Origin of the sequence: Bacillus lumedeiriae, assembly GCF_044891285.1 — a bacterium.
Classification (GTDB): Bacteria; Bacillota; Bacilli; order Bacillales; family Domibacillaceae; genus Pseudobacillus; species Pseudobacillus lumedeiriae.
On sequence record NZ_JAUIYO010000005.1, the window covers coordinates 56,189 to 77,427 of the forward strand.

Genomic DNA, 21,239 nt, shown 5'->3' on the forward strand with positions numbered 1-21,239 from the left:
CCTATCAAAAAATACTTTAATGGAAGATTGCCATCCGTATTTCGCTGCTTACATTTCGGAAAAATAGATGAGGTTCTTCTATCGATGTTCACTTTATTTCCACTAGGCTTTGTTGTTTTGCTTTCAATTGCTCAAACAATTTCTCCACTGTCCCAACCCCAACATTTGCATACTTAGCTAGAATGACAAGTTCTTGCGGCAGCTGCCCAACTGTTTCAATTTGATCTTCATTTAGCTGTCTAATGAGGCTCGGAATGCCTGTGAATTCATTTGCGTTAAGAGATATTTTGGACAATTCCTCTGTCACAATGATGTGCTCGGCTTTATAAAAGAAGAATAATTCCCCTGGGCGTTCGAGCATCAGCTGCCTCCGAATTTTCTCTTCTTCAGTGAATAATTTTAATTCTTCAAAGAAGGTTTCATCGTTCTTTTCGTTATAGCGTTTCACATGTTCATGTAGTCCTTCGAAATTGTTCGGCAATTCACTCATGATGCGCGCTTGCTGCTCGGCGCCTAGTCTAATAAGAAAGGTTTCAGACTTAGCAAAACGCTGGGGCAATAAGAAGGCATCACGCAGGAAATACGGAACTTCCAATGTTTGACCTTTGTATATAATGGTCCGAATCGTTGTGAAGCCTGGTCGTTCTAGTTCCGGCAGCGCTGGCACGGCAGGCTCCCCTGTTTTTTTCGTCTTCGGTTCTTGTTTCAGCTTTTGCATAGATGACATGAGCAGCTTCTCTAAAGATTTGAGCCGTTCTTCAAGTTCAGTAATATCATACGATTGTTCCGTCTGAGGCGATGGATCTTGATAAATCGGAACTGTAAATTCTACAGGTCCGTACACTTCGACGTACCATTTAACAATTTTATACACCGCTTCCCATGACAGCAGTGCTTCAGAATAGCGAAACATTCGGGAATCATGCGCCGCTTGGTTGCCAACTTGCCGGACATGATGAAGCGCACCACGAATGTCGGGTGTCAAATAACCATTCTCATTGAGTAAATCAATTCGTTCTTTCAAATTTGTCCATTGATCATCTGGTAACTTCTCTGCTTGAATCACCTGCTGCAAGATGTTCTCAACAAATATTCTTGCATGCGTCAGCATCGTACGCGGACCTGTAAAAATACTATTTTCAAGCTCACGCGCCACAAAAGCGAGCTCTTTTGAAATAGGTTCAAGAAACTGATAAAAATAAGATGGCTTATCCATATAATCTCCCCCCAGATCATTTGCCTACATTCTATTTTAAATCACTAGATAATACAACAAGCGTAGTAACCCCATATCATTGGACTTACTACGCTTTGATGTTATTCTATATGATCTTTTGGTTTTATAACTACAGCACTAACCCCATTGCTCTTATGTTTCATGAATTTATAGATTAGATGAAGGTATAAGGCATCTTCCTTTTCCATGAGGAACGCATAGTGGTGTTCCAAATAATAGATCCGTTGCAATGTCATAATCCATTTTAAAGAATCCTGTAGTGACTTCGACGGACGAATTCGCCCATTTTCGATTTTATAAAGATTTTCTTTATTATCTCCCTCTTTAATATAACGTTTAATAAAATCGCGCAGCTTCTTTGCCTGTCCTTTAACAAAAACCGGCGCTTTTTCAATGTAATATTGGTATACCGAGTCCGTCAGCGGATCTTGCTCACCTTGGTGGATATAATTATGCAAATAAGCGCAAGGATGTAATGTCATTTCCTGACTCTGAGCATTTTCATTGTAATCTTCTATTAATGAAGCATACGACCACGCCTGGTAAGAAGGATGAGTCGTTTCAACGATCCCTTTATTCATAGCAGTTTTGACGATTGCTTCTTTCCCCTTAACAGCCTCTACAGCGCCCCATTGCTTTAACGACCCAGTTTTGTCCCTCATCTTCCCCCGAGATCAGGAAATCCACTCTCTTAGATGTGTGCGGGATTTTAAACTCAATCGCCACCCCGGCATCGTTCGGAATTTCATGATCACCTAACACACGATACATGTATTGCATAGAATTATCCCAAGCCCGGATTTCCCGCTCATTAATCCGACCTATTTTCTCATTATAGTTTTTGCATATATTATTAACGAGCTCATCATGAAACACATCCTCTAGAAACTCCGTCTTTGTAGCTTCATATACAATCATACGCCCCCTCCCTTTATCGTATATCGTTACTTTTTATACAAATCATCCATAACGACTTATTTCCCGGGTACTATTTTATCATCAAACCAGATATTTGAAGAAATGACCTTTTAGATCTTGCGAGTTTCTCTTGTTTATGTGATTTATCCGGTCGAACAAAATAAGCAAAGCCGCTGAAAGAAACTCCTATTAAGCACAAAAAAACCGTAAACCCTTATATATCAAGGTTTTACGGCTTTAATAAGTATGATTCCGACTGGGTTCGAACCAGCGACCTCTACCCTGTCAAGGTAGCGCTCTCCCAGCTGAGCTACGGAATCGTTCAACTGACAACTCTTATTTTATGAAATATATAGTCGGTTGTCAACGGTTTTTTTAGAAAAGTTTTCTTTAAAGGGTTTTATTTTTCTGCTTCATCAAATACTGATATTTTATTACAAACAACTACCAGCATTTTTGCTTCTAGATACGTATGGTTTATCCATCCCTCACTTTGGGTAAAGGTATTTAGCCAGCGTCACACCTTTTCATCAATCAGCCACTTTTTTTATTTCATTCGATGAAAACATGCATAATTTGATGCTTTTGTTCATACAATGTACATTATCCGCCATACATAAGAAGCTGCAGAGGACGGCTAAAGGATGACAAGTTCCTGCGGCTTTTTTGCAGTGCTTCCTTCCTTACCATCCGGCTCATTTGTGCTAAAATCAAAGATGGATGACTACATATTGGTTTGGAGGATCGCTATGATGACAAAACGCGGCACGATTCATGATGAAAAAATTTACTCAAAGGAGCTCAATGAAGAGGTTGAGCTGCTCGTCTATCTTCCAGCGAATTTTTCTCCGTTATATAAATATTCGCTGTTAATTGCCCAGGATGGGAAAGACTATTTCCAGATGGGACGCATTCCGCGTATAGCGGATGAACTGTTAGAGGAAGAGCAGATTGAAAATGTGATCATTGTCGGTGTGCCTTATCGCAATGTACAAGACCGGTGGGACAAATATCATCCGGATGGGTCAAAACAAGAAGCGTACATTCGCTTTTTAGCACATGAGCTTGTTCCGTTTCTAGATGAAAAGTATCCGGGTTATCACGTTGGCTACGGACGAGCGCTCGCTGGCGACTCGCTGGCAGCAACGGTTTCTTTAATGGCTGCTCTTCATTATCCACATACGTTCGGAAAAGTGATCATGCATTCTCCCCATGTCGATCATAAAGTTCTGCAGGCGGTAAATGAAGCAAAAGACTTTAAACATTTAAGTTTGTACCACGTCATTGGCCTGGAAGAAACGAACGTGACGAGAATGAATGGAGAGACAGATGATTTCTTGTCACCGAACCGGGAGCTTCATCGCCTCTTCTCCGAGAAAGGCTTCGATTGCTTTTATGATGAGTTTCAAGGAGGGCATTCGTGGAAGTTTTGGCAGCCGGATTTAAAGCGGGCACTGCTGACTATGTTTGAATAAGTCGCTTTCCTTTAGAAAATTTAGAAGATTTGTTATAATAGTAAAATGAAGCATAATTAACTTTTATTTTATAAGGAGTGGAAATGCATGAAATTAGGTATCGTTATTTTTCCAGCAAAAAAACTTCAGGATTTAGCTAACTCATACAGAAAGCGGTACGATCCCCATTATTCACTTGTTCCACCTCATATTACGTTAAAAAGTGCATTTGATGCTAATGAAAGTGATCTAAAAAGTCTAACTGGCCAATTATCAGAAATCGCTAAGAAGCACCAACCCTTTGCTTTTCATCTAAGCAAAGTAAAGTCGTTCCATCCGTTAAACAATACTATTTATTTTAAAGTAGATCCGAATGAAGCCATTACTACTTTAAATGAAGAGCTGGAAGGCTCACTCGGAAATCAATCACAGCATGCTTTTGTTCCTCATTTAACGATTGGACAAGACTTATCTAACTTAGAGCATGATGATGTGTATAACTCTTTGCAAATGCTCTCCATTGACCATGATGAAACCGTGGATCGCTTCCATTTGCTTTATCAATTAGAGAATGGTTCATGGACTGTGTACGAAACATTCATACTTGGAAAGGGTTAATACATCTGTGAAAGTCATTACTGTAAATAACAACCAAGAGCGTGAGGATGCATACGACATCCGCAAAAGAGTATTTGTCGGAGAACAAGGTGTCCCACTCGAAATAGAAATTGATGAACATGAAGAAGCTGCGGCTCATTTCGTTTTATATGATAACGAAAAACCGTGCGGTGCCGGTCGTTTCCGTATCAAGGACGGCCTTGGCAAAGCAGAACGCATTTGCGTTCTGCCTACTTACCGCGGCAAAGGTGCCGGCCGCCTCATTATGGAGGCTGTCGAAGCGCATGCCAAGGAGCGGGATATTCCTGCCCTCAAACTTGATGCACAGGTTCATGCCATTCCGTTCTACGAGCGACTTGGCTATGAAGTGATTTCAGATGAATTTATAGATGCCGGCATACCTCATAAAACAATGAAAAAAACGTTTTAAATACATGCCAAGAGAAGGCTGTCTCAAAGCGAAAGTGTCAAATCCTACATCAATCATACATTGTCTATCATGTATGTAGAGTGAGATCAGACCTTGCGAGACAGCCCTTTTCCTTTATCCCTCTGTTCTTTAGACTGTGTATGTTACTCCATTACACGGTCTTATTAATATGAACTCCCTTGCCGCTGATCTTTGCAAGATGCACTTGAAAAGCCTCATGCTCTTTTTTCTTTGAAAGACGGGCCCCTGTGCGGTGATCAGAGGCTGTGTATGGATCGGGATAACCATCGTTAGCCTTCTTAAAAGAAATCCTTTCTACAGAACCGATCAATGAATACCTGTTGCCCGCGCTATTCACTATTCGTTCTTGATACTGACTATATTGATAGTGTGTGATTGGTAAGATATAGCCCATCTTCCTTCTCCCCTCTCCCTACAAACATTCCCCCTTTTTTCTTTACCCCTTTTCTAAAAAACAAAACATATTTTTCTGAAAATTCTAATTTTATTCTCTTTTATTTAACATATCCGTAATCGTTTGCATATCTAGTTTGCGGCCGTCTTTCACAATGGACTGAACAATTTGATCTTCCAGCTGCTGTGGAACTGATTTGTTGGCCAGCGCCGATACACGCTTAATAACATCCCTAACTGTCCGTTCGTCTTTAAAGTTCGCATTTTGTAAAGAGTTCGCTAACTCGATTACATCTTTCATTCGCACACCCGTTTTTTGTTCAATGTTTTTGAAAAATCCGTTTTCCACCTTTGTTCATCCCCCTTCTTCTCCTTTTCATCTTATGCTTCATTCATTAAAACGTTCACTTCCCGAACAAAAATGGAGACGATTCTCAGCCAAAAGATACGTGGAAGCAGAATAATGTACAAAGCACTTTATTACAAAACAAAAAAACCGGCTGAAGCGAGGCTTAAAACAGCCCCGTTCAGTCGGTCTCACCTGTTATTAGCAGTAGAAGCTTGCTCCGACGATAATTAACAAGATGAAAAGCACAACGATCAATGTAAAAGTAGATGTTCCACGATAGCCGCAGCCGCCATATCCGCCGCCGTATCCACCGCCGTATCCGCAGTAACCAAAGCCCATTTGTATCACCTCGCTTTTTCTTAGTACACTGTTACTATATGAGAAAAACGAAGATTGGTTTGGGCAAAACTCACGGATATCATCCTTTTGGTTTGAAGACTGCCGCACCGATAAATCCAAAAATGATGGCAGCGGAGATACCGGAGCTCGTTACTTCAAACATACCAGTCAGCACGCCGACAATGCCATGCTTGTCCGCTTCCTGCATAGCACCTGCAACGAGTGAATTTCCAAAGCTTGTAATTGGAATGGTCGCTCCTGCTCCAGCGAAATCAATTAACGGTTCATACAAATCAAATCCAGCAAGAATGGCTCCTGCAACGACCATTGCACTCAGTGTATGTCCGGGGGTCAGTTTCCCAACATCCATAAGCAACTGGCCGATCACACAGATAAGTCCACCAATCACAAAAGCCCAAAAAAACATTGCCAGCATTGATTACCACTCCCTTCCTATTAATTATCACCAAGAAGAATGTTCCTGCCTCTTTAAAACGCTTCATGCAGGAGAGTTCTCTGCATTTTACAAGTGAAGTAAAGCGTTAGAGGGTTATAATCCTCCCCATTGAATAAGGATGGTTTTAATTAGCGCTACGACAAAAGCCGAAAATACACCGAACAAAATAACGGAGCCCGCCAGCTTAAACATATTCCCGCCAACCCCAAGAACAAACCCTTCCGTACGGTGTTCGATTGCTGCTGAAATCACTGCATTTCCAAACCCCGACACAGGTACAGCGCTTCCTGCTCCGGCATACTGTCCTAAGTGATCATACACTCCAAATCCCGTCAACAGCATCGAAAGAAAGACGATGGTCGCCACTGTCGGGTTGCCGGCTGTCTGTTCGGTAAAGTCAAAAAAGTAAATGAAGAAATAAGTAATTGCCTGACCAACTGTGCAAATCAATCCGCCCACGAAAAAAGCACGCACACAATTTTTAAGAAGCGGCCGCTTTAATTCATGTTTTTGATTCAGCTTGTCATATTGTTGCTGGGTAGGTGTCTTTTTTTCATTGTTGTTAGCCATCAGCCTTCTCCTTTACGTTCGTTCTCTTTTCAGACTAATAATTTCATGGAGCCGCTTGTCTGCTTCTTTTTCATTTATTTTTCCGGCATCTATGTCTTCTCGCAGCCTGATCGCTTCAAGAAAAATTTTATAATCGCTCGATACGACAAACTTTTCCTTTCCATATTGTTCTTCAAGGTGTGTTTTTAGTGCCTTTTCAATTTTTTTCATGCGAAACCGTTCAAGATGTTTCACTTTATAAGCGACAAGTATATGATGGCTACCTTTAACAATCGCTGCATCGTATATTTCATCAATGCTCTCTACGTCTTTGCGAATATCTTCCACGGAAGGCCCTTTATGTTCGAGCTGAATCGGTTCTGGATTCGTCGTTTTAATTAAAGCGAGCCGGCTGTCTTCCTTCTCCTCTTGAGGGCTGCACCCTGCAAGGACGATGGCCGCAAGCACATAAATGACCGCTTTCATTTTCTTCCTCCATTCTTCTAGCGTTTATTACTTAGTTTTTTCCGTTTTCCTATTTTTATTTATCCAAAAGAAAAAATCGCCTTTATTCAGACGATTTATTGTTTGTTCTTTTCGTTTTGGAACAGCCACATGATTTACTTTTTTTTATTTGACTGTTATTCGTTTGGTTTTGATTTTGACTATCATTGTTTTGACTCGAAGACTGGCTCATGAAGTCATTACCTCCTTTTCCTTGCCTAACTTATCATATGATTTTATATACAATTAAGTTAATTACAATCCCCTAGAAAGGGATGGAAAAGAGAGCTGTAAGATCCATAAGCATAAAAGCCATTCTTCTTCTTTTTCCTCAAATGATAAAAATTTTATTGCCCAATCACACTAATCTTCTACACCCATTTAGCAAGAATGACATATGTTGATATTGTAACGAAATAACTTAGAGAAAGGAGAATATTCATGAGCTGCGGTAAACACCACGATGATCATCATGGTCGCCGTCATGACAGCTGTGTTTGCGAGGTGCTGCGGGCTATTCAAGATCTTCAAGATGAAGCGGACCGCGACGATTGCAAAGACTGTAAAGATTGCTTCAATGAACCGCTTGGCGATTTAGCAGGACCACGACGCCGTAATGCTGACACGCGCGTCTTCACACTCACACTTAAAGACGGTTCCCCGTTCTTTGCTTTCTTTAGACCTGAAAATGTAACTGGTCCATGTGACGCATGCGTATCCATCTTCTTCCGTGTTGAAGAAGTGTTTGACAACTGCTGTGCACGCCTGCGCGTATTAAAACCTTTAAACGGTCATGATCGAACTGTGAATCTTGCCAGCGACTGCGGTATTGACCTTTGTGCAGTCTGCGAAGTGGAAGATTTCGATAGAACAAACAGCTGTATCACAGTTGACTTGAACTGCTTCTGCGCTGTTCAATGTATCAGAGATGTCAACTTAAACATTTGTGACTAACGCAGAAAGAAGCAGCGGCGTTTGCCGCTGCTTTTTATTTGCTGGCCGATAACTCCTTACCGGCCAGCTCATTTATTCTGCTAAAGAATGAAGTTTTATTTTATAACGGGCCTAGCAGCCTGATCCGCTTTAGATCCTTCCGCTCGATATCGACTTTTTCACCTTGAATTGTTTTTACTTTGATTTGTTCGGGTGTCACCTCTTCAAGTACACCTTTATGAGAGATCTCTTCGCATTCAAATATGCATGGAAGTGTCGTAAATTGACTCATTAAATGCTGAAGTTTTTCATCCATTTCCATCTCTTGAAATCGTTTAACCGGCCGCATTCCCCTCCACACATGCTGCTTCGTTTCTGTTTCTGTTTCCTCTTCCTCCTCCTTCAGCTGTTCGTTTTTTATAAGGTCTTTCTTCACCTCTTTTTCCTGCCGCTGTACCTCTTCAATCATCGGCTGTTCCGCTTTCACCGCTTCATAAAGTTTCTTCTTTCTATTCTTCTCTTTTTTCTGTTGTTTATCTTTCACGTGATCCATCTCTTCTTGTGCGGTTTCTAATTGATTTGTTTCTGTCTCAGCTAATTCAGTTTCTTTTAATTCATCTTTTGAGCGATACGTACTTTGCATCACAGGTTCAGGGTAAACAAATTGAGGCTGATGAATATACAGAAGCGGCTCGCGCTTTTCTTCGGTTTTTTTCATATTCGCACCTCCTGCAGGGCTTTCCTTTCATTTATATGCTCGTTTTCACTCATTCATGAAAAATAATAAGACATAATTCATGAACAATAGTACATTCAAACATAGTATCAGATGCTAAAACCAGATATAATAAAAATGTAGATGAACCAACTATCAATAATTAATTGGAGGATACTATGGAAGATTTACTTAAATTAAAAGGGAAAAACATAGTTGTAACTGGGGTTGCCAATGAACGAAGTATTGCTTGGGGGATTGCACAATCTCTTTATAAAGCTGGGGCTAATGTAATCTATACATACCGTTTAGACAGATCTCTTCAAAAGTTGACCAGGCTGTTAGAAAAAAACGAACATCCAACAGATTTGATTTTCCAATGTGACGCAAATGACGATGAAAGTATCCACAGAGCATTTACGGAAATTGGTGAAAAAGTAGGAGTCATTCACGGAATCATTCATTCCATCGCTTTTGCTCACGCTGAAGATTTACATGGTGAGTTTATTAATACATCAAGGGATGGTTTTGCATTTGCTCATGACACAAGTGCCTATTCATTAATTGCCATCGCAAGAGAAGCAAAGCCTTTTATGACAGAAGGTGGTTCTATTGTGACCATGAGTTATCTAGGCGCACAGCGTGCAGTTGAAAAATACAATGTTATGGGGATCGCAAAAGCGGCTCTTGAATCAAGTGTAAGATACTTAGCACTCGAATTAGGAAAAGATGATATTAGAGTGAATGCTATTTCAGCGGGAGCCATTAGAACACTAGCGGCTAAAGGCATACCTGGCTTTAACGATATACTAAGAATCATTGAAGAAAAAGCACCTTTAAAACGTAATGTTACACAAGAAGAAGTAGGCGACATGACAGTTGCGATGTTAAGCCATCTGTCACGAGGTGTGACAGGAGAAGTCATTTACGTTGACTCCGGCTACAATATTATAGGTTAACTGTGATGCTGGAGCTGTCTCACAAAGATCTGACTCCCCATCAATAACTGTATGTAGTGGATGTCCATCCTTCTAATACAGAGCATATTATTGATGGGGAATCTGGTATTTTGGTTTGAGACAGCTTCATTTCATTTCCTGTATCTATGAAACAGTCACTAGCTGCTTAGCCGGGCAATTCCCCAGCCGTACATTCCAGCTGGGGGATGCCCTTTCCTATTTATCCTCCGTATTCCAGCTCGAGTTTTAACTCATCCACATATTCCTTCGAACCGGTTAAAATGAGCCGGTCATACAGACGAAGCTCGGTATCTCCATGTGGAACAATTGAGTCGTTCCCTCTGAAAATTCGGACGAAGATGACATCTCCTGTAAATGGAAAATTCCTGAGCGTAAGACCTTCGTAATTATCGTTGAGCAGTTCTACTTCATACAATGATGTTTCTTTATTCGTTAAAATACTAATAATGCTCGGTGATTCAATCAAGGCGCGCAGCAGCGCTTTCGCAGACAAAAAGTACGAGAACGTTTCAATGCCTTTTTCAATCAGCTGCTGTTCTACTTCCTCTTTTTCAGCATGGGCAATCACCCGATCTACCCCTTTTTCTTTTGCTGCTGTCGCGAGCTCTGCATTTTGGTCTAAGTCGCCCGTCGCAAACACGAGAATATCAGCGGCAAATACTCCGTTTTTCTCTAATGTAACGACGGAAAGATCATCGAGTTCAATGACATCAAAAACAGAATTGCTTAAATTACTTTCTTCAGATTGCGACTTTTTTCGATAAACAACCGTGTCATATAAAGCAGATTTCAATTCTTTTGAAATCGGCATCGTGTACTGATTGGCTCCAACGAAAGCAATTTTGATTCGTTTCTCCTCTTTCATATGAGGGGGAAACAGCTTTTTAAAGACAGTAGGTGTGATTAAACAAGTAAGTACAGCAACAAGAACTAACAAGCCGCTCATTTGTGGTGTAATCACCCCGACCCGTTCGGCAATTTTTGCTGCGGCAATCACAAGTGATAAAGTAGACGTTAGTAAAAAGGCAGATGCAAGTACTGTTTTCATGTCATACCACTTTTTTAAATAAAACAGCGGAAGCACTTTAGAAACAAGAAAAGCGATCATCAATAACGGAATGAGCATAAGCATTTTTTTATCACTTAACAGTGACCACAGATCGAGCTCTACACCGACCATTACAAAGAAAATGGGGATTAAAAAGCCATAACCAAACGAGTCAAGCTGTCGGGTAAGCTCATGATTCGGCGCAAGCAGGGAAACGAGTACACCCGCAAGAAAAGCACCAAGAATATTTTCCGCTCCCACATATTCAGACAAAGCGACGAGCACAATCATTAATGTGAACACTGCTCTCGTACCAATCTGTACCGTACTAGTGGACAACGCTTCAAAAAGAGGTTTATTTTTAAAGCGCTTGGCAATGAAATAAAGTAACACACCAGCCGCAAACAATACGAGCAGCAGCCACATGTTTCCTCCATCCGTTCCATTCACCGATACGAACACAGCGAGCAGAATCATCGTAACAAGGTCCGCAATAACTGCGATAAGCAAAATAATCTGTCCGATCACCGTTTTCATTAAATGGGCCTCTTTTAACGTTGGCACGACCACACCAAGCGAAATCGTCGAAATAATTAGTGTCATTAAAAAGGCATCATCAATCAATCCGAACCACACGAATAAATAAGATAACCCGAAAGACAACGCTAAGATACCGGTGAAAACGATGGAAGCCGCGGCAAATGAATTCGGCTCTTTCTTCCCCGGCAGCATTCTTGGAGCATTTTTTTTCTTAATAGAAAACGCGGTAAAATCAATTTCCACTCCGCTTAAAAACATTAAGAAAAGAAAACCAAGCGTAGACAGGGTTTCAAGCCAGACATCTTGAGAAACTACATCCAAACCGCTCTTCCCGATCAGTAAGCCGACAATAATTTCTGCAATAACAACTGGAATAAAGTTCAGCTTCAGCCGATGAAGCATAATAGGAGTTAAAAAAGCGGCAACAATAACGATAACCAGTGAAAGTAATGAGGCATGCTCTTCCATCGAAGAACCTCCTTTTCCGTGATGTTTTCTACTCTTTTTATTACTATATCAAAAGGAAACGATATGTTCTTTCACTACAGATTATTATGCGTCACAAATGACAAATGAAAGGAGCATTTTCTGCGTGAATATTGATATTATTGGAGACATTCATGGTTGTTTCCCAGAATTTGAAGAACTGACAAGAAAACTCGGCTATTCATGGGAAAGCGGCCTCCCTATCCATCCGGATAACCGTATTCTCGGTTTCGTCGGCGATTTAACTGACCGTGGCCCTGCATCTGTCCGCGTCATTGAAACCGTCTACGATTTATGGGAGAGAAAACTAGCTTATTACGCTCCCGGCAATCACTGTAATAAGTTGTATCGAATGCTGATTGGCAACAAAGTCAAGATCAACAACGGACTGGAAACGACAGCGGCTGAACTGAATGCACTGGATACCCGCGATTATAAACGCGTAAAAAAGAAGTTTGTGACATTATATGAACAATCGCCTCTTTATCAAGTGCTCGATGGCGGAAACTTAATTATTGCTCATGCAGGCATTCGTGAAGACTACATTGGCAAATATAACTCTAAAGTCAAAACATTTGTCCTTTACGGAGACATTACTGGCGCCTCCGATATTGACGGCTTTCCTATTCGGCGCGATTGGGCGACACACTACCACGGGAAACCGTGGATTATTTATGGTCATACACCAACAAAAGAAGTCCGAATCGTTAATCATTCTGCCAACATTGATACAGGTGCTGTCTTCGGCGGAGCCTTAACAGCCTTTCGCTATCCTGAAAAAGAAACCGTCTCCGTTCCTTCTTCCATGCCTTTCATTACGGAGAAATTCCGCCGTATCGAAGACTTGTGAAAAAAAACAGCTAGTCCCTGGAACAAAACCTAACATTTTTATTTAATCGCTTTGTTAATGTCTATTGGTGATGCTGCCTCTTTATTGATTAGAGCAGAAGGCGCGAAACTCCTGTGGGAAAAGCGTGTCCAAAGGAGACATCACAGGAACGACAGCGACCGAGGAGGCTTTCGGGCCGCCCTCGGAAAGCGAGCGCCTGCAGCGGAAATCAACTGGGAATTTTAGCATAGCCTATCTCATAAAGAAAGGAGCTGTCTCATAAAGATCTGACCTCATCCCCAATACACTGTATGCATTGGATATTCATCCTTCTAATATACAGTATATTGTTGATGTGAGGTCTGACACTTTAGTTTTGAGACAGCTCCTTGATCGTTTCTCTGCCAAAACGTGCGGCAGAGTCTCTTTATTTTAGTACGATTAGCTATTTCACTGTTTGGCACTTTCAACTGTTTATTGTTATTACTCTCCGCATATCTTCGGGAAGCGGACATTCAAAATACATCGGCTTCTTTGTAATCGGATGCAAAAATGATAGTCTTGAACAATGGAGCGCCTGGCGGCTGATCGCGGTTAACTCCCCGCCATACAGTTCGTCACCGAGAAGCGGGTGGCCGATATGAGCCAGATGGACACGAATTTGATGAGTGCGGCCGGTTTGCAAGTTAAGAGCTGCATGAGTGAACCATGAAAATGATTCAATCACTTCGAAGGTAGTACAGGCATACTGGCCGTCCTCTCTTACCTCCCGTTCAATAATGCTCGTTTCTTTGCGCCCGATCGGCTCTTCAACCTTCCCTTTTTGAACAGAAAAAACCCCGCCTGCCAACGCTTCGTACGTTCGAGATATCGTATGTTTCTTCTGCATTTCTGAACATAAATGATGAACGTGCCGATGCTTAGCAATGAGCACTAGACCAGACGTATCTCGATCGAGTCTCGTCACAATATGTACAGTCGCTTCGATGCCGTGATCGTCATAGTAACCGAGCAATCCATTCGCAAGACTGCCTGTGGGGTGTTCCCGTGATGGTATGGTACTCATGCCTGCTGACTTTTCCACAACGAGTAAATAATCGTCTTCAAATACGACTGTAAGTGGAAGTCGTTCCCTAAGGATCCCTTCACTTGGCACTTCTCGCGGAAAAGTCACTTCCACTTTGTCTCCCGTTTTTAATACAAACCGAACATTTTCCTCCCGGCCATTAACGGAAATCCGGCCGCCGCCGAATTTAATATCCGTCAGTGCCCGCCGGGAAATTTGCTGTTGGGCTAAAAAGTCGCGCAAGAGCTTCTGATCATCCCGCTCCGCTGCTGTCCAATGTAAGTGAAATTTCATCGCGTTAACTGCTGACAAACGAATCGTGCACCCGTGTCCAAAATGGGAATGGGCGGAAACGTGCGAAGCGGATTTTTTCACTAGCCACCCGATATTGAATGGATTTTACGTCTTTATGAAGCAGCGTCAAATGATCGATCGTCACGAGAAAATCAGATCTGTTGACTGGTTTTAGCATACACGTATGGTGCGCTGGCAAAATTAATGGCGAGCCGACCGTCCGGAACACGCGGTTGTTAATAGATGCCATTTCCGCCAGCTGCAGCGCACGTATGGATGGATGCAAAATAGCGCCGCCTAAGGCTTTATTATAAGCCGTACTTCCCGATGGTGTAGATATACAGAGGCCGTCGCCGCGAAACCGTTCAAAATGATCTCCACGGATTTCCACATCCATAACGAGAGTTCCATCCGCCGCTTTAACAGTGGACTCATTTAACGCGAGATATCTCGTTTCCTTGCCTCCGTTCTGATAACGGATAATAGTTTCGAGCAGCGGATATTCGATGATCTGATAAGGAGTACGGGCAATAGCAATCACGAGCTTTTCGATTTCATCCGGTACCCAATCCGCATAGAAACCGAGATGTCCCGTATGAACCCCAACAAAAGCTGTCTTGTCAAGGCGTTCAATGTAGCGGTGAAAAGCATATAAAAGCGTGCCATCCCCTCCAACTGAAATCACAATATCCGGCTTATTTTCATCATACGTTAACTTAAAGTCCAGTAAATAGGCACGGATCTTATGCATTAATGCGTTAGAGTCCGCATCTCCTTTAGACGTTACAGCAAATCTCATGTCGAACCACCTTCCTTTCTATTCCTTCGTTATGTGATCGCTGGCCTGTTCTTTTTTCTTCGTAAAAAAGGCCTGTGCCTCTTTAATTTCTTCACGAATGAGCGACATTTCCTCATCGAGCCGGAACGCTGCCTCTGCGGCACGCTGCAGCCTCGTTTTAATTTCTTCTGGAAACTGTCCATCATATTTATAATTTAATGAATGTTCAATAGTTGCCCAAAAGTTCATTGCCAACGTACGAATTTGAATTTCTGCTAATATTTTTTTCTCACCGTTAATCGTTTGCACAGGATACTCAATGACCATATGATAGGAACGGTAACCGCTCGGCTTTTTATGGGAAATGTAATTTTTTTCTTCAATCACTTTAAAGTCCTTCCGCATGCGCAGCTTTGTGACCACTTTTATAATATCATCGACAAACTGACACATCATGCGGAGACCAGCGATATCTTGCATCTCATGTTCAAGATGGTCAAGTGAAATGTTTCTATCCTTTGCCTTATCAAGAATGCTTGCGACCGGCTTGACACGGCCTGTCACAAATTCAATCGGCGAATGCTCGTCCTCATGTTGAAACTGTGTCCGCATTCCCTTCAGCTTTACTTTCAGCTCATCCACTGCTTGTTTATAAGGTATTAAAAACTCATCCCAATTTGTCACTTTTCTTCCCTCTCAGACATTACTGCATTATTGTTCACGAAAAAAAACGGCCTCTACTCTTTCTACCATTTTTTCTCCATAGTTGCTGTTCCCTTCGATGTTACTGACTAAATAAGCCAGTTCTTCTGCCCAGCTGATGAGTTCTAGGTTCTCGTCTTCACCTGCTGCAAAAAGACGAGCCTCCTCTTCCAACGCTTTCTGGAGGTCTCCCCACACTGTTTCATGTATGTATAAGTACATAAATTCGTTATTTTCTTCTGCTAAGTAGACAAAAGCCGTTGCATCGGAATCGACAATCATTTGTCCAGCTGCTTGAATGCCCGTCATCTTTACGGATGTTTCTGCATGAAGCTCCATTCCATTTTCATTCCATGATGCTTTTGTAAAATGAATCGTTTTTCTCATCCTCTTTTCCCCTTTCCGTGCCCGCTATGTTAAAATTTAAAAGCGGAAACGCCTGTTTAGCCGCGACAAACATAAGACAAGCCATCCAGTCCGCTAATCTTCATCTTAAGACGGATGGAGCGGCTAAATACCGGTAAAAAACCCATTTCATATTTTAACACATATGTTCATCGCAAATACAGAGCTATACATAAAGGTAACTAATTTAAAGAAAGCAGGGAAAATATGAGTCAGCAATTAGAAATTGAATTTAAAAATATGGTAAGTCAAGCCGATTTTGAGCGGCTCGCGGATGCCTTTCATATTCAGCCAGAAGATTTTCACGTTCAGCATAATCATTACTTTGATTCGGAATCCTTTCTTTTAAAGCAAGGGGGCTGTGCACTGCGCATTCGTGAGAAAGACGGAACATTTGAATTAACATTAAAAGAGCCTGCAGCAGACGGACTTCTTGAAACGAACGAAATGATTTCTCGTTCGGAAGCAGAAGCACTTTTAGCGGGTAGTGCTTTTCCAATTGGATTAGTGAAAGAAAGACTTCAGCACTTCATAGACGACATGACTCAGTTAAAACACTTTGGTACGTTATCTACGAAAAGAGCAGAAATAGAATTTAAAGAAGGGCTTCTCGTCTTTGACAACAGCTTTTATTTAAATCGGGAAGATTATGAAATTGAATACGAAGCAACAGAGAGAATAAGTGGTGAAAAAATCTTTATGGATCTGTTAAAAAGCTATCAAATTCCACTCAATCAAGCCGATAATAAAGTGAGAAGATTTTACAATGAGAAACTGCGCCAGTCAGCTGGTGAGCAATAAGGAGTTTACTATGAGCAGCGATCTATTTAAAACGATGTTTCAAACAACTGTCATGCAAAGTATGGCGTCGTACCCTAGTGCATCCTCAACAACCTCACCGGCTCCCAGCCAGGTGTTTGGCGCTGTCCTTCAGCAAGCGTTAATGCAAGGACTCGACCTTGCCGATGGAAGCTCTCTTAAAGACTCTTTAGCGGATACAGATATAACGAGTGCTCTTCCGACCAAACCTGGAGCCGATCTCCTTCAACCGGTAAGCACGTCAGCCAAAACAGATTTTGATGACATCATTACAAGAGCAGCAGAAAAATACAACGTACCGAAAAAATTAATTCAAGCAGTAATCCGCCAAGAGTCAAACTTTAATCCAAATGTACGGAGCCATGCTGGAGCAGCAGGCCTTATGCAGCTAATGCCTGCTACCGCCCGCGGCTTGGGGGTATCTAACGTATATGATCCCGAACAAAATGTGTTTGGCGGTACGAAATACCTCCGTCAAATGCTTGATCAATTTCAGGGTAATCTCAAACTCGCTCTGGCGGCATATAATGCAGGGCCAGGCAATGTAAAAAAATACGGCGGCATTCCCCCATTTAAAGAAACACAAAATTATGTACGGAAAATTACTGCAAATTATTACGCCTAATAACTTAGTTAAAGGCTATGTTAATGAGGGCTCATCTACAAAAGACCGATTTCTTTTTCTTCGGTCTTTTTTCACGTGTCGGATACAGCCTCCCTATTCCATCATTTTACACGAAAATTGTAAAAAATAGTCATAAGCACTTTATTTGTATTATAACAATCCCCTTGATAAAATAAATCTACAACTACAAGGAAAAAAGGAGTTATTGGTATGGGAGAAAAATCAATAGCACCATTTGAATACATCGGTGAAGAAAAGCTTTCGAAGCTCGTTAATATATTTTATTCAAAAGTTGGTCAACATCCTGACTTATTTCCAATTTTCCCTGACGATTTGACAGAAACAGCCCGTAAGCAAAAACAATTTTTAACACAATATTTAGGCGGGCCTCCTCTATATACCGAAGAACATGGCCATCCGATGCTTCGGGCGCGCCATATGCCTTTTCCGATTACTCCAAAACGCGCCTCCGCTTGGCTCGCTTGTATGCGAGAGGCAATGGATGAAGTGGGACTGCACGGTGATATTCGTGACTTCTTCTATCACCGGCTTGAATTAACTGCTAATCATATGGTTAATCAATCGGAAGAACTAGGTGAAGACTATTGAAACAATCATTGCTTCCTAATCTGATGGATTCCTCTCCGCAAAAGCCGTTGGAGATATACATGTTTGTGGATCCACTCTGTCCGGAATGCTGGGCACTGGAGCCTTTGATTCGAAAGCTGCATATTGAATATGGCCGCTATTTCCGATTGAAACAAGTACTAACCGGCAGACTGGCAGCATTAAATCTTCAAAAGCATACATGCGAAGTCAGAGCCCAGCATTGGAAAGAAACCGCAGTCAGAACTGGTATGTCATGTAACGAGACTCTTTGGATCGACAATCCTGTCTCTTCCCCTTTCCTCACGTCCATTGCCATTAAAGCTGCAGAATTGCAGGGTCGTCGAGCGGGAAGTCGTTTTTTGCGAAAAGTGCAGGAATTGTTGTTTATTGGTGAACAAAACATTTCTGATCTTGCTGTCTTAATAGAATGCGCGGAAGAAGCTAAGCTTGACAAGACAGAATTTTTAAACGATATTCATTCTTCCAGCGTGGCAAAAGCATTTCAATGCGATTTAACGATTTCAGCAGAAATGGAAGTAGAGGAAGCGCCAACCCTCGTTTTCTTTAACGAGAATATTGAAGAAGAAGGAATCAAAATTACCGGTCTGTATTCTTACGACATTTACGTACAAATTATAGAAGAGATGCTTGACGAACTACCTGAACCTCAATCCCCTCCTTCACTAGAAGATTTTCTAAAGCAATTTCGCTTTATTGGCACGAAGGAAATCAGCATCATCTATAATTGGACCGAAAGCGAAGTCGAAATAAAAATGAAAAAACTTCTCCTTCAACGCAAAGTTCGCAAAGTTCCAGTAAAGTTTGGTTCTATGTGGGAATACATTCATTAATACGATCAGTTGGAATGGATCATTCATTTTTTTCAAAAAGAAAAGACCTTGTATCAGCTACAAGGTCTTTTCTTACGAACAAAGGGGATGGGAGAAATTTTTCACGGTCAAACAAAGGGGTATATGTTTGTATGTGATCAACTTCACGTTTGTTATCTTATCATGGGCAAACAGGGAAAGACAAGCCCTTTCACACATTTGTCATAACAATGGAATAGTAAGCGTAAACTAACATATAATGGTACGAATTTGCAGGAGGTCAACAAATGAAATGGATGGTTTTCTGGCTTTATCTGTCTCTCGTGGCTGCTGCATTTTTCTTTAATGTACTCGGCTTACTTAACTTATATCCTATATACTTGACAGCACCGTTTTTATTTTTTGTCTTATTTCTGCCGGTATATGTCGTAAACAGACAAAAAAGACTGAAATAGAGGATACCCGCGTGGTATCCTCTATTTTCCTATTTTAAAAGTTGTTCCATTTCATTCAGTTTTTGTTCAAATACTTTGCATGCTTCTTCAATTGGATCCGCTGTTGTCATATCGACACCGGCCTTTTTCAATACTTCAATGGCATAGTCAGAGCTTCCTGCTTTCAAGAATTCGTTAATGTAACGGTCTACAGCTGGCTGCCCTTCTTCTAAAATCTGTGCACTGAGCGCAGTAGCTGCACTGAATCCTGTCGCATATTGATACACATAGTAATTGTAATAAAAATGCGGAATACGCGCCCATTCAAGACCGATCTCTTCGTCAATCACCATTCCATCGCCAAAGTATTTTTTATTCAATTCATAATACTCTTTCGTCAGCGCCTCTGCTGTCAGCGCTTCCCCATTTTGTGCTTTCATATGAATATTATGTTCAAATTCAGCAAACATCGTTTGGCGGAATACCGTCCCTCGGAAACCTTCAAGATAATGATTTAAAATGTACAGACGTTTCTTTTCATCATCTAAGTTCTTAAGCAAATAGTCATTTAGCAGCGCTTCGTTGCACGTAGAAGCCACTTCTGCGACAAAGATCGAGTAATCACCGTATACGTAAGGCTGGGACGTCCGAGTAAAGTAGCTGTGCATGCTGTGCCCGAATTCGTGGGCAAGCGTAAATAAGTTGTTTACGTTATCCTGCCAGTTCATCAAAATGTATGGATTTGTCCCATACGCACCAGAAGAATAAGCTCCGCTGCGCTTGCCTTTATTTTCAACAACATCCACCCAGCGGTTTTCTAATCCACTTTTCATCGTCTGGATGTATTCTTCTCCTAAAGGTGCCAAACCGTTCACCATGTACTCTTTTGCTTCATCATAAGTTACTTTCATTTTCATATCTTTCACGAGCGGCGTGTACAAGTCATACATATGAAGCTCATCCACACCGAGCACTTTTTTACGCAATTCAACATAGCGGTGAAGCAATGGCAAATGCTTGTTCACTGTACTAACGAGATTGTCGTATACCGCTTCCGGAATGTTGTTGCCGGCAAGCGCTGCTGCCCTCGCGTTATTATAATGGCGCACACGCGCATAAAAATTATCTTTCTTTACCTGGCTGCTAAGTGTGCTTGCAAATGTATTTTTAAATTGTCCATACGTTTTATACACTGCTTTAAATGCTTCTTCCCTTACACGGCGGTCGCTCGATTCTAAAAATTGAATGTAGCGGCCGTGTGTAATTTGTACATCCTCACCATTTTCATCTTTGATCACAGGAAACTCTAAATCTGCGTTGTTTAGCATACCGAATGTGTTGCTAGAAGCAGAAGTCACTTCCGAAGCCTGGGCCAGCAGGTTCTCTTCTGCTGCCGATAATACGTGCGGACGCTGCAAATTAATTTCTTCAATCGCTTGTCGATATATTTTCAGCCCCTCATACTCAGCGACGAACTGCTTCAGCTTTGCTTCATCGATCGCTAAAATTTCTGGAGTCGCATAAGAAAGGGCGCTCGCAATTTGAGTGTATAAGTTTTTAGCACGATCATCCATTCCTTGATAATGGGAGTTAGTCGTGTCTTGATCGTAGCGCATGTGGGAGTATGTATACAGTTTGCCCATGCGCTCGAGCAGCTCGTCTTGATAAGTGAAAAAGCGGAAGAGGTGTTCTGCGCTTTCCCCAAGCGTTCCTTGATACGTTTTCGCTTGTTCTGACAGTTGTTTCACTTGCTTAAATTCCTCTTCCCATACACTGTCATTCTCAAAAATATCTTCAAGCCGCCACGTTAATTCTGGTTGTACCTCTTCTCTCGCTGGCAATGGCTTTACTGCTTGTTCGTTTGTCATCTCTAACCC

Annotated in this window: 25 protein-coding genes, 1 tRNA gene and 1 pseudogene; 11 read left to right on the forward strand and 16 right to left on the reverse strand. The window is 41.6% G+C overall.

Annotated elements, in window-relative coordinates; translation table 11 throughout:
- Positions 1–88: 88 nt before the first annotated feature.
- From QYG89_RS08910 to QYG89_RS08920, 3 genes and pseudogenes are all read right to left on the reverse strand, one after another.
- Entirely contained in the window at positions 89–1,216 is a 1,128-nt protein-coding gene (locus QYG89_RS08910) for a DUF4145 domain-containing protein (RefSeq protein ID WP_404316645.1), read from the reverse strand.
- A 262-nt stretch (positions 1,217–1,478) separates the two neighbouring features.
- Positions 1,479–2,155: pseudogene (locus tag QYG89_RS08915) on the reverse strand (ATP-binding protein); the annotation flags it as partial.
- Between the two features lie 247 nt (positions 2,156–2,402).
- Positions 2,403–2,475: transfer RNA gene (locus QYG89_RS08920), tRNA-Val, on the reverse strand.
- A gap of 429 nt (positions 2,476–2,904) precedes the next feature.
- On the opposite strand from QYG89_RS08920, the gene QYG89_RS08925 reads away from it, so the two are divergent.
- From QYG89_RS08925 to QYG89_RS08935, 3 genes are all read left to right on the forward strand, one after another.
- The gene (locus tag QYG89_RS08925) at positions 2,905–3,630 is read left to right on the forward strand and encodes an alpha/beta hydrolase (RefSeq protein WP_404316646.1); all 726 of its coding nucleotides are present in this window, start codon (positions 2,905–2,907) and stop codon (positions 3,628–3,630) included.
- A gap of 87 nt (positions 3,631–3,717) precedes the next feature.
- Positions 3,718–4,227 carry a YjcG family protein gene (locus QYG89_RS08930; RefSeq protein ID WP_404316647.1) on the forward strand — a complete coding sequence of 170 codons (510 nt, stop codon included), beginning with the start codon at positions 3,718–3,720 and terminating at the stop codon, positions 4,225–4,227.
- Positions 4,228–4,234: 7 nt separating this feature from the next.
- Complete coding sequence (locus QYG89_RS08935) at positions 4,235–4,657, forward strand: GNAT family N-acetyltransferase (protein ID WP_404316648.1); 423 nt, start codon at positions 4,235–4,237, stop codon at positions 4,655–4,657.
- Between the two features lie 151 nt (positions 4,658–4,808).
- Here QYG89_RS08935 and QYG89_RS08940 read toward each other — a convergent pair whose 3' ends face one another.
- The 6 genes from QYG89_RS08940 to QYG89_RS08965 form a co-directional block, all read right to left on the reverse strand.
- On the reverse strand, positions 4,809–5,072 hold the full coding sequence (locus tag QYG89_RS08940; RefSeq protein ID WP_404316649.1) for a hypothetical protein: 264 nt from the start codon (positions 5,070–5,072) through the stop codon (positions 4,809–4,811).
- A 90-nt stretch (positions 5,073–5,162) separates the two neighbouring features.
- A complete protein-coding gene (locus tag QYG89_RS08945; protein ID WP_404316650.1) occupies positions 5,163–5,420 on the reverse strand; it encodes a stage VI sporulation protein F in 258 nt (85 codons plus the stop codon).
- Between the two features lie 198 nt (positions 5,421–5,618).
- Positions 5,619–5,759 carry a YjcZ family sporulation protein gene (locus QYG89_RS08950; RefSeq protein ID WP_404316651.1) on the reverse strand — a complete coding sequence of 47 codons (141 nt, stop codon included), beginning with the start codon at positions 5,757–5,759 and terminating at the stop codon, positions 5,619–5,621.
- Positions 5,760–5,838: 79 nt separating this feature from the next.
- On the reverse strand, positions 5,839–6,195 hold the full coding sequence (spoVAE, locus tag QYG89_RS08955; protein WP_404316652.1) for a stage V sporulation protein AE: 357 nt from the start codon (positions 6,193–6,195) through the stop codon (positions 5,839–5,841).
- A gap of 114 nt (positions 6,196–6,309) precedes the next feature.
- Entirely contained in the window at positions 6,310–6,786 is a 477-nt protein-coding gene (gene spoVAC, locus QYG89_RS08960) for a stage V sporulation protein AC (RefSeq protein WP_404316653.1), read from the reverse strand.
- 12 nt (positions 6,787–6,798) lie between these two features.
- Entirely contained in the window at positions 6,799–7,251 is a 453-nt protein-coding gene (locus QYG89_RS08965; protein WP_404316654.1) for a sporulation protein, read from the reverse strand.
- A gap of 459 nt (positions 7,252–7,710) precedes the next feature.
- Between QYG89_RS08965 and QYG89_RS08970 the strand changes: the two genes are divergently transcribed.
- On the forward strand, positions 7,711–8,223 hold the full coding sequence (locus QYG89_RS08970; RefSeq protein ID WP_404316655.1) for a CotY/CotZ family spore coat protein: 513 nt from the start codon (positions 7,711–7,713) through the stop codon (positions 8,221–8,223).
- Positions 8,224–8,323: 100 nt separating this feature from the next.
- Here the strand turns inward: QYG89_RS08970 and QYG89_RS08975 are convergent, their stop codons facing one another.
- Entirely contained in the window at positions 8,324–8,920 is a 597-nt protein-coding gene (locus tag QYG89_RS08975) for a CotO family spore coat protein (RefSeq protein WP_404316656.1), read from the reverse strand.
- A 176-nt stretch (positions 8,921–9,096) separates the two neighbouring features.
- On the opposite strand from QYG89_RS08975, the gene fabI reads away from it, so the two are divergent.
- Positions 9,097–9,876, forward strand: coding sequence for an enoyl-ACP reductase FabI (gene fabI, locus QYG89_RS08980; RefSeq protein WP_404316657.1), 780 nt, complete (start codon positions 9,097–9,099; stop codon positions 9,874–9,876).
- Between the two features lie 220 nt (positions 9,877–10,096).
- Here the strand turns inward: fabI and QYG89_RS08985 are convergent, their stop codons facing one another.
- A complete protein-coding gene (locus QYG89_RS08985) occupies positions 10,097–11,953 on the reverse strand; it encodes a monovalent cation:proton antiporter family protein (protein WP_404316658.1) in 1,857 nt (618 codons plus the stop codon).
- Between the two features lie 124 nt (positions 11,954–12,077).
- Between QYG89_RS08985 and prpE the strand changes: the two genes are divergently transcribed.
- Positions 12,078–12,821, forward strand: coding sequence for a bis(5'-nucleosyl)-tetraphosphatase PrpE (gene prpE, locus QYG89_RS08990; protein ID WP_404316659.1), 744 nt, complete (start codon positions 12,078–12,080; stop codon positions 12,819–12,821).
- A 445-nt stretch (positions 12,822–13,266) separates the two neighbouring features.
- Here the strand turns inward: prpE and QYG89_RS08995 are convergent, their stop codons facing one another.
- The 4 genes from QYG89_RS08995 to QYG89_RS09010 are packed head-to-tail and all read right to left on the reverse strand — an operon-like array spanning position 13,267 to position 16,027.
- Positions 13,267–14,160, reverse strand: coding sequence for an RluA family pseudouridine synthase (locus tag QYG89_RS08995; RefSeq protein ID WP_404316660.1), 894 nt, complete (start codon positions 14,158–14,160; stop codon positions 13,267–13,269).
- Positions 14,161–14,164: 4 nt separating this feature from the next.
- Positions 14,165–14,959 carry an NAD kinase gene (locus QYG89_RS09000; RefSeq protein WP_404316661.1) on the reverse strand — a complete coding sequence of 265 codons (795 nt, stop codon included), beginning with the start codon at positions 14,957–14,959 and terminating at the stop codon, positions 14,165–14,167.
- A gap of 18 nt (positions 14,960–14,977) precedes the next feature.
- Positions 14,978–15,622, reverse strand: a complete 645-nt coding sequence (locus QYG89_RS09005; protein WP_404316662.1) for a GTP pyrophosphokinase — start codon at positions 15,620–15,622, stop codon at positions 14,978–14,980.
- A 27-nt stretch (positions 15,623–15,649) separates the two neighbouring features.
- On the reverse strand, positions 15,650–16,027 hold the full coding sequence (locus QYG89_RS09010) for a UPF0738 family protein (RefSeq protein WP_404316663.1): 378 nt from the start codon (positions 16,025–16,027) through the stop codon (positions 15,650–15,652).
- A 225-nt stretch (positions 16,028–16,252) separates the two neighbouring features.
- Here QYG89_RS09010 and QYG89_RS09015 point away from each other — a divergent pair, with 225 nt between their 5' ends.
- The 5 genes from QYG89_RS09015 to QYG89_RS09035 all read left to right on the forward strand — a co-directional run bounded on the left by QYG89_RS09015 (position 16,253) and on the right by QYG89_RS09035 (position 19,383).
- Entirely contained in the window at positions 16,253–16,846 is a 594-nt protein-coding gene (locus QYG89_RS09015; RefSeq protein ID WP_404316664.1) for a CYTH domain-containing protein, read from the forward strand.
- Positions 16,847–16,856: 10 nt separating this feature from the next.
- Positions 16,857–17,489, forward strand: a complete 633-nt coding sequence (locus QYG89_RS09020) for a lytic transglycosylase domain-containing protein (RefSeq protein WP_404316665.1) — start codon at positions 16,857–16,859, stop codon at positions 17,487–17,489.
- A 210-nt stretch (positions 17,490–17,699) separates the two neighbouring features.
- The gene (locus tag QYG89_RS09025) at positions 17,700–18,098 is read left to right on the forward strand and encodes a globin domain-containing protein (protein ID WP_404316666.1); all 399 of its coding nucleotides are present in this window, start codon (positions 17,700–17,702) and stop codon (positions 18,096–18,098) included.
- 23 nt (positions 18,099–18,121) lie between these two features.
- Entirely contained in the window at positions 18,122–18,949 is an 828-nt protein-coding gene (locus tag QYG89_RS09030) for a ClpXP adapter SpxH family protein (protein ID WP_404316775.1), read from the forward strand.
- A 266-nt stretch (positions 18,950–19,215) separates the two neighbouring features.
- Positions 19,216–19,383 (forward strand): hypothetical protein, encoded by a 168-nt coding sequence (locus QYG89_RS09035; RefSeq protein ID WP_404316667.1) that lies wholly within the window; start codon positions 19,216–19,218, stop codon positions 19,381–19,383.
- Between the two features lie 29 nt (positions 19,384–19,412).
- Here the strand turns inward: QYG89_RS09035 and pepF are convergent, their stop codons facing one another.
- Positions 19,413–21,230 carry an oligoendopeptidase F gene (gene pepF, locus QYG89_RS09040; RefSeq protein WP_404316668.1) on the reverse strand — a complete coding sequence of 606 codons (1,818 nt, stop codon included), beginning with the start codon at positions 21,228–21,230 and terminating at the stop codon, positions 19,413–19,415.
- Positions 21,231–21,239: the final 9 nt, after the last annotated feature.

Bases quoted from the DNA above. Each gene is read 5' to 3' on its own strand.
- QYG89_RS08910 (WP_404316645.1), bottom strand. From the start codon at position 1,216: ATGGATAAGCCATCTTATTTTTATCAGTTTCTTGAACCTATTTCAAAA.
- QYG89_RS08925 (WP_404316646.1), top strand. From the start codon at position 2,905: ATGATGACAAAACGCGGCACGATTCATGATGAAAAAATTTACTCAAAG.
- QYG89_RS08930 (WP_404316647.1), top strand. From the start codon at position 3,718: ATGAAATTAGGTATCGTTATTTTTCCAGCAAAAAAACTTCAGGATTTA.
- QYG89_RS08940 (WP_404316649.1), bottom strand. From the start codon at position 5,072: ATGGGCTATATCTTACCAATCACACACTATCAATATAGTCAGTATCAA.
- QYG89_RS08950 (WP_404316651.1), bottom strand. From the start codon at position 5,759: ATGGGCTTTGGTTACTGCGGATACGGCGGTGGATACGGCGGCGGATAT.
- spoVAE (WP_404316652.1), bottom strand. From the start codon at position 6,195: ATGCTGGCAATGTTTTTTTGGGCTTTTGTGATTGGTGGACTTATCTGT.
- spoVAC (WP_404316653.1), bottom strand. From the start codon at position 6,786: ATGGCTAACAACAATGAAAAAAAGACACCTACCCAGCAACAATATGAC.
- QYG89_RS08965 (WP_404316654.1), bottom strand. From the start codon at position 7,251: ATGAAAGCGGTCATTTATGTGCTTGCGGCCATCGTCCTTGCAGGGTGC.
- QYG89_RS08970 (WP_404316655.1), top strand. From the start codon at position 7,711: ATGAGCTGCGGTAAACACCACGATGATCATCATGGTCGCCGTCATGAC.
- QYG89_RS08975 (WP_404316656.1), bottom strand. From the start codon at position 8,920: ATGAAAAAAACCGAAGAAAAGCGCGAGCCGCTTCTGTATATTCATCAG.
- fabI (WP_404316657.1), top strand. From the start codon at position 9,097: ATGGAAGATTTACTTAAATTAAAAGGGAAAAACATAGTTGTAACTGGG.
- QYG89_RS08985 (WP_404316658.1), bottom strand. From the start codon at position 11,953: ATGGAAGAGCATGCCTCATTACTTTCACTGGTTATCGTTATTGTTGCC.
- QYG89_RS08995 (WP_404316660.1), bottom strand. From the start codon at position 14,160: ATGAAATTTCACTTACATTGGACAGCAGCGGAGCGGGATGATCAGAAG.
- QYG89_RS09000 (WP_404316661.1), bottom strand. From the start codon at position 14,959: ATGAGATTTGCTGTAACGTCTAAAGGAGATGCGGACTCTAACGCATTA.
- QYG89_RS09010 (WP_404316663.1), bottom strand. From the start codon at position 16,027: ATGAGAAAAACGATTCATTTTACAAAAGCATCATGGAATGAAAATGGA.
- QYG89_RS09015 (WP_404316664.1), top strand. From the start codon at position 16,253: ATGAGTCAGCAATTAGAAATTGAATTTAAAAATATGGTAAGTCAAGCC.
- QYG89_RS09020 (WP_404316665.1), top strand. From the start codon at position 16,857: ATGAGCAGCGATCTATTTAAAACGATGTTTCAAACAACTGTCATGCAA.
- QYG89_RS09025 (WP_404316666.1), top strand. From the start codon at position 17,700: ATGGGAGAAAAATCAATAGCACCATTTGAATACATCGGTGAAGAAAAG.
- QYG89_RS09030 (WP_404316775.1), top strand. From the start codon at position 18,122: ATGGATTCCTCTCCGCAAAAGCCGTTGGAGATATACATGTTTGTGGAT.
- QYG89_RS09035 (WP_404316667.1), top strand. From the start codon at position 19,216: ATGAAATGGATGGTTTTCTGGCTTTATCTGTCTCTCGTGGCTGCTGCA.
- pepF (WP_404316668.1), bottom strand. From the start codon at position 21,230: ATGACAAACGAACAAGCAGTAAAGCCATTGCCAGCGAGAGAAGAGGTA.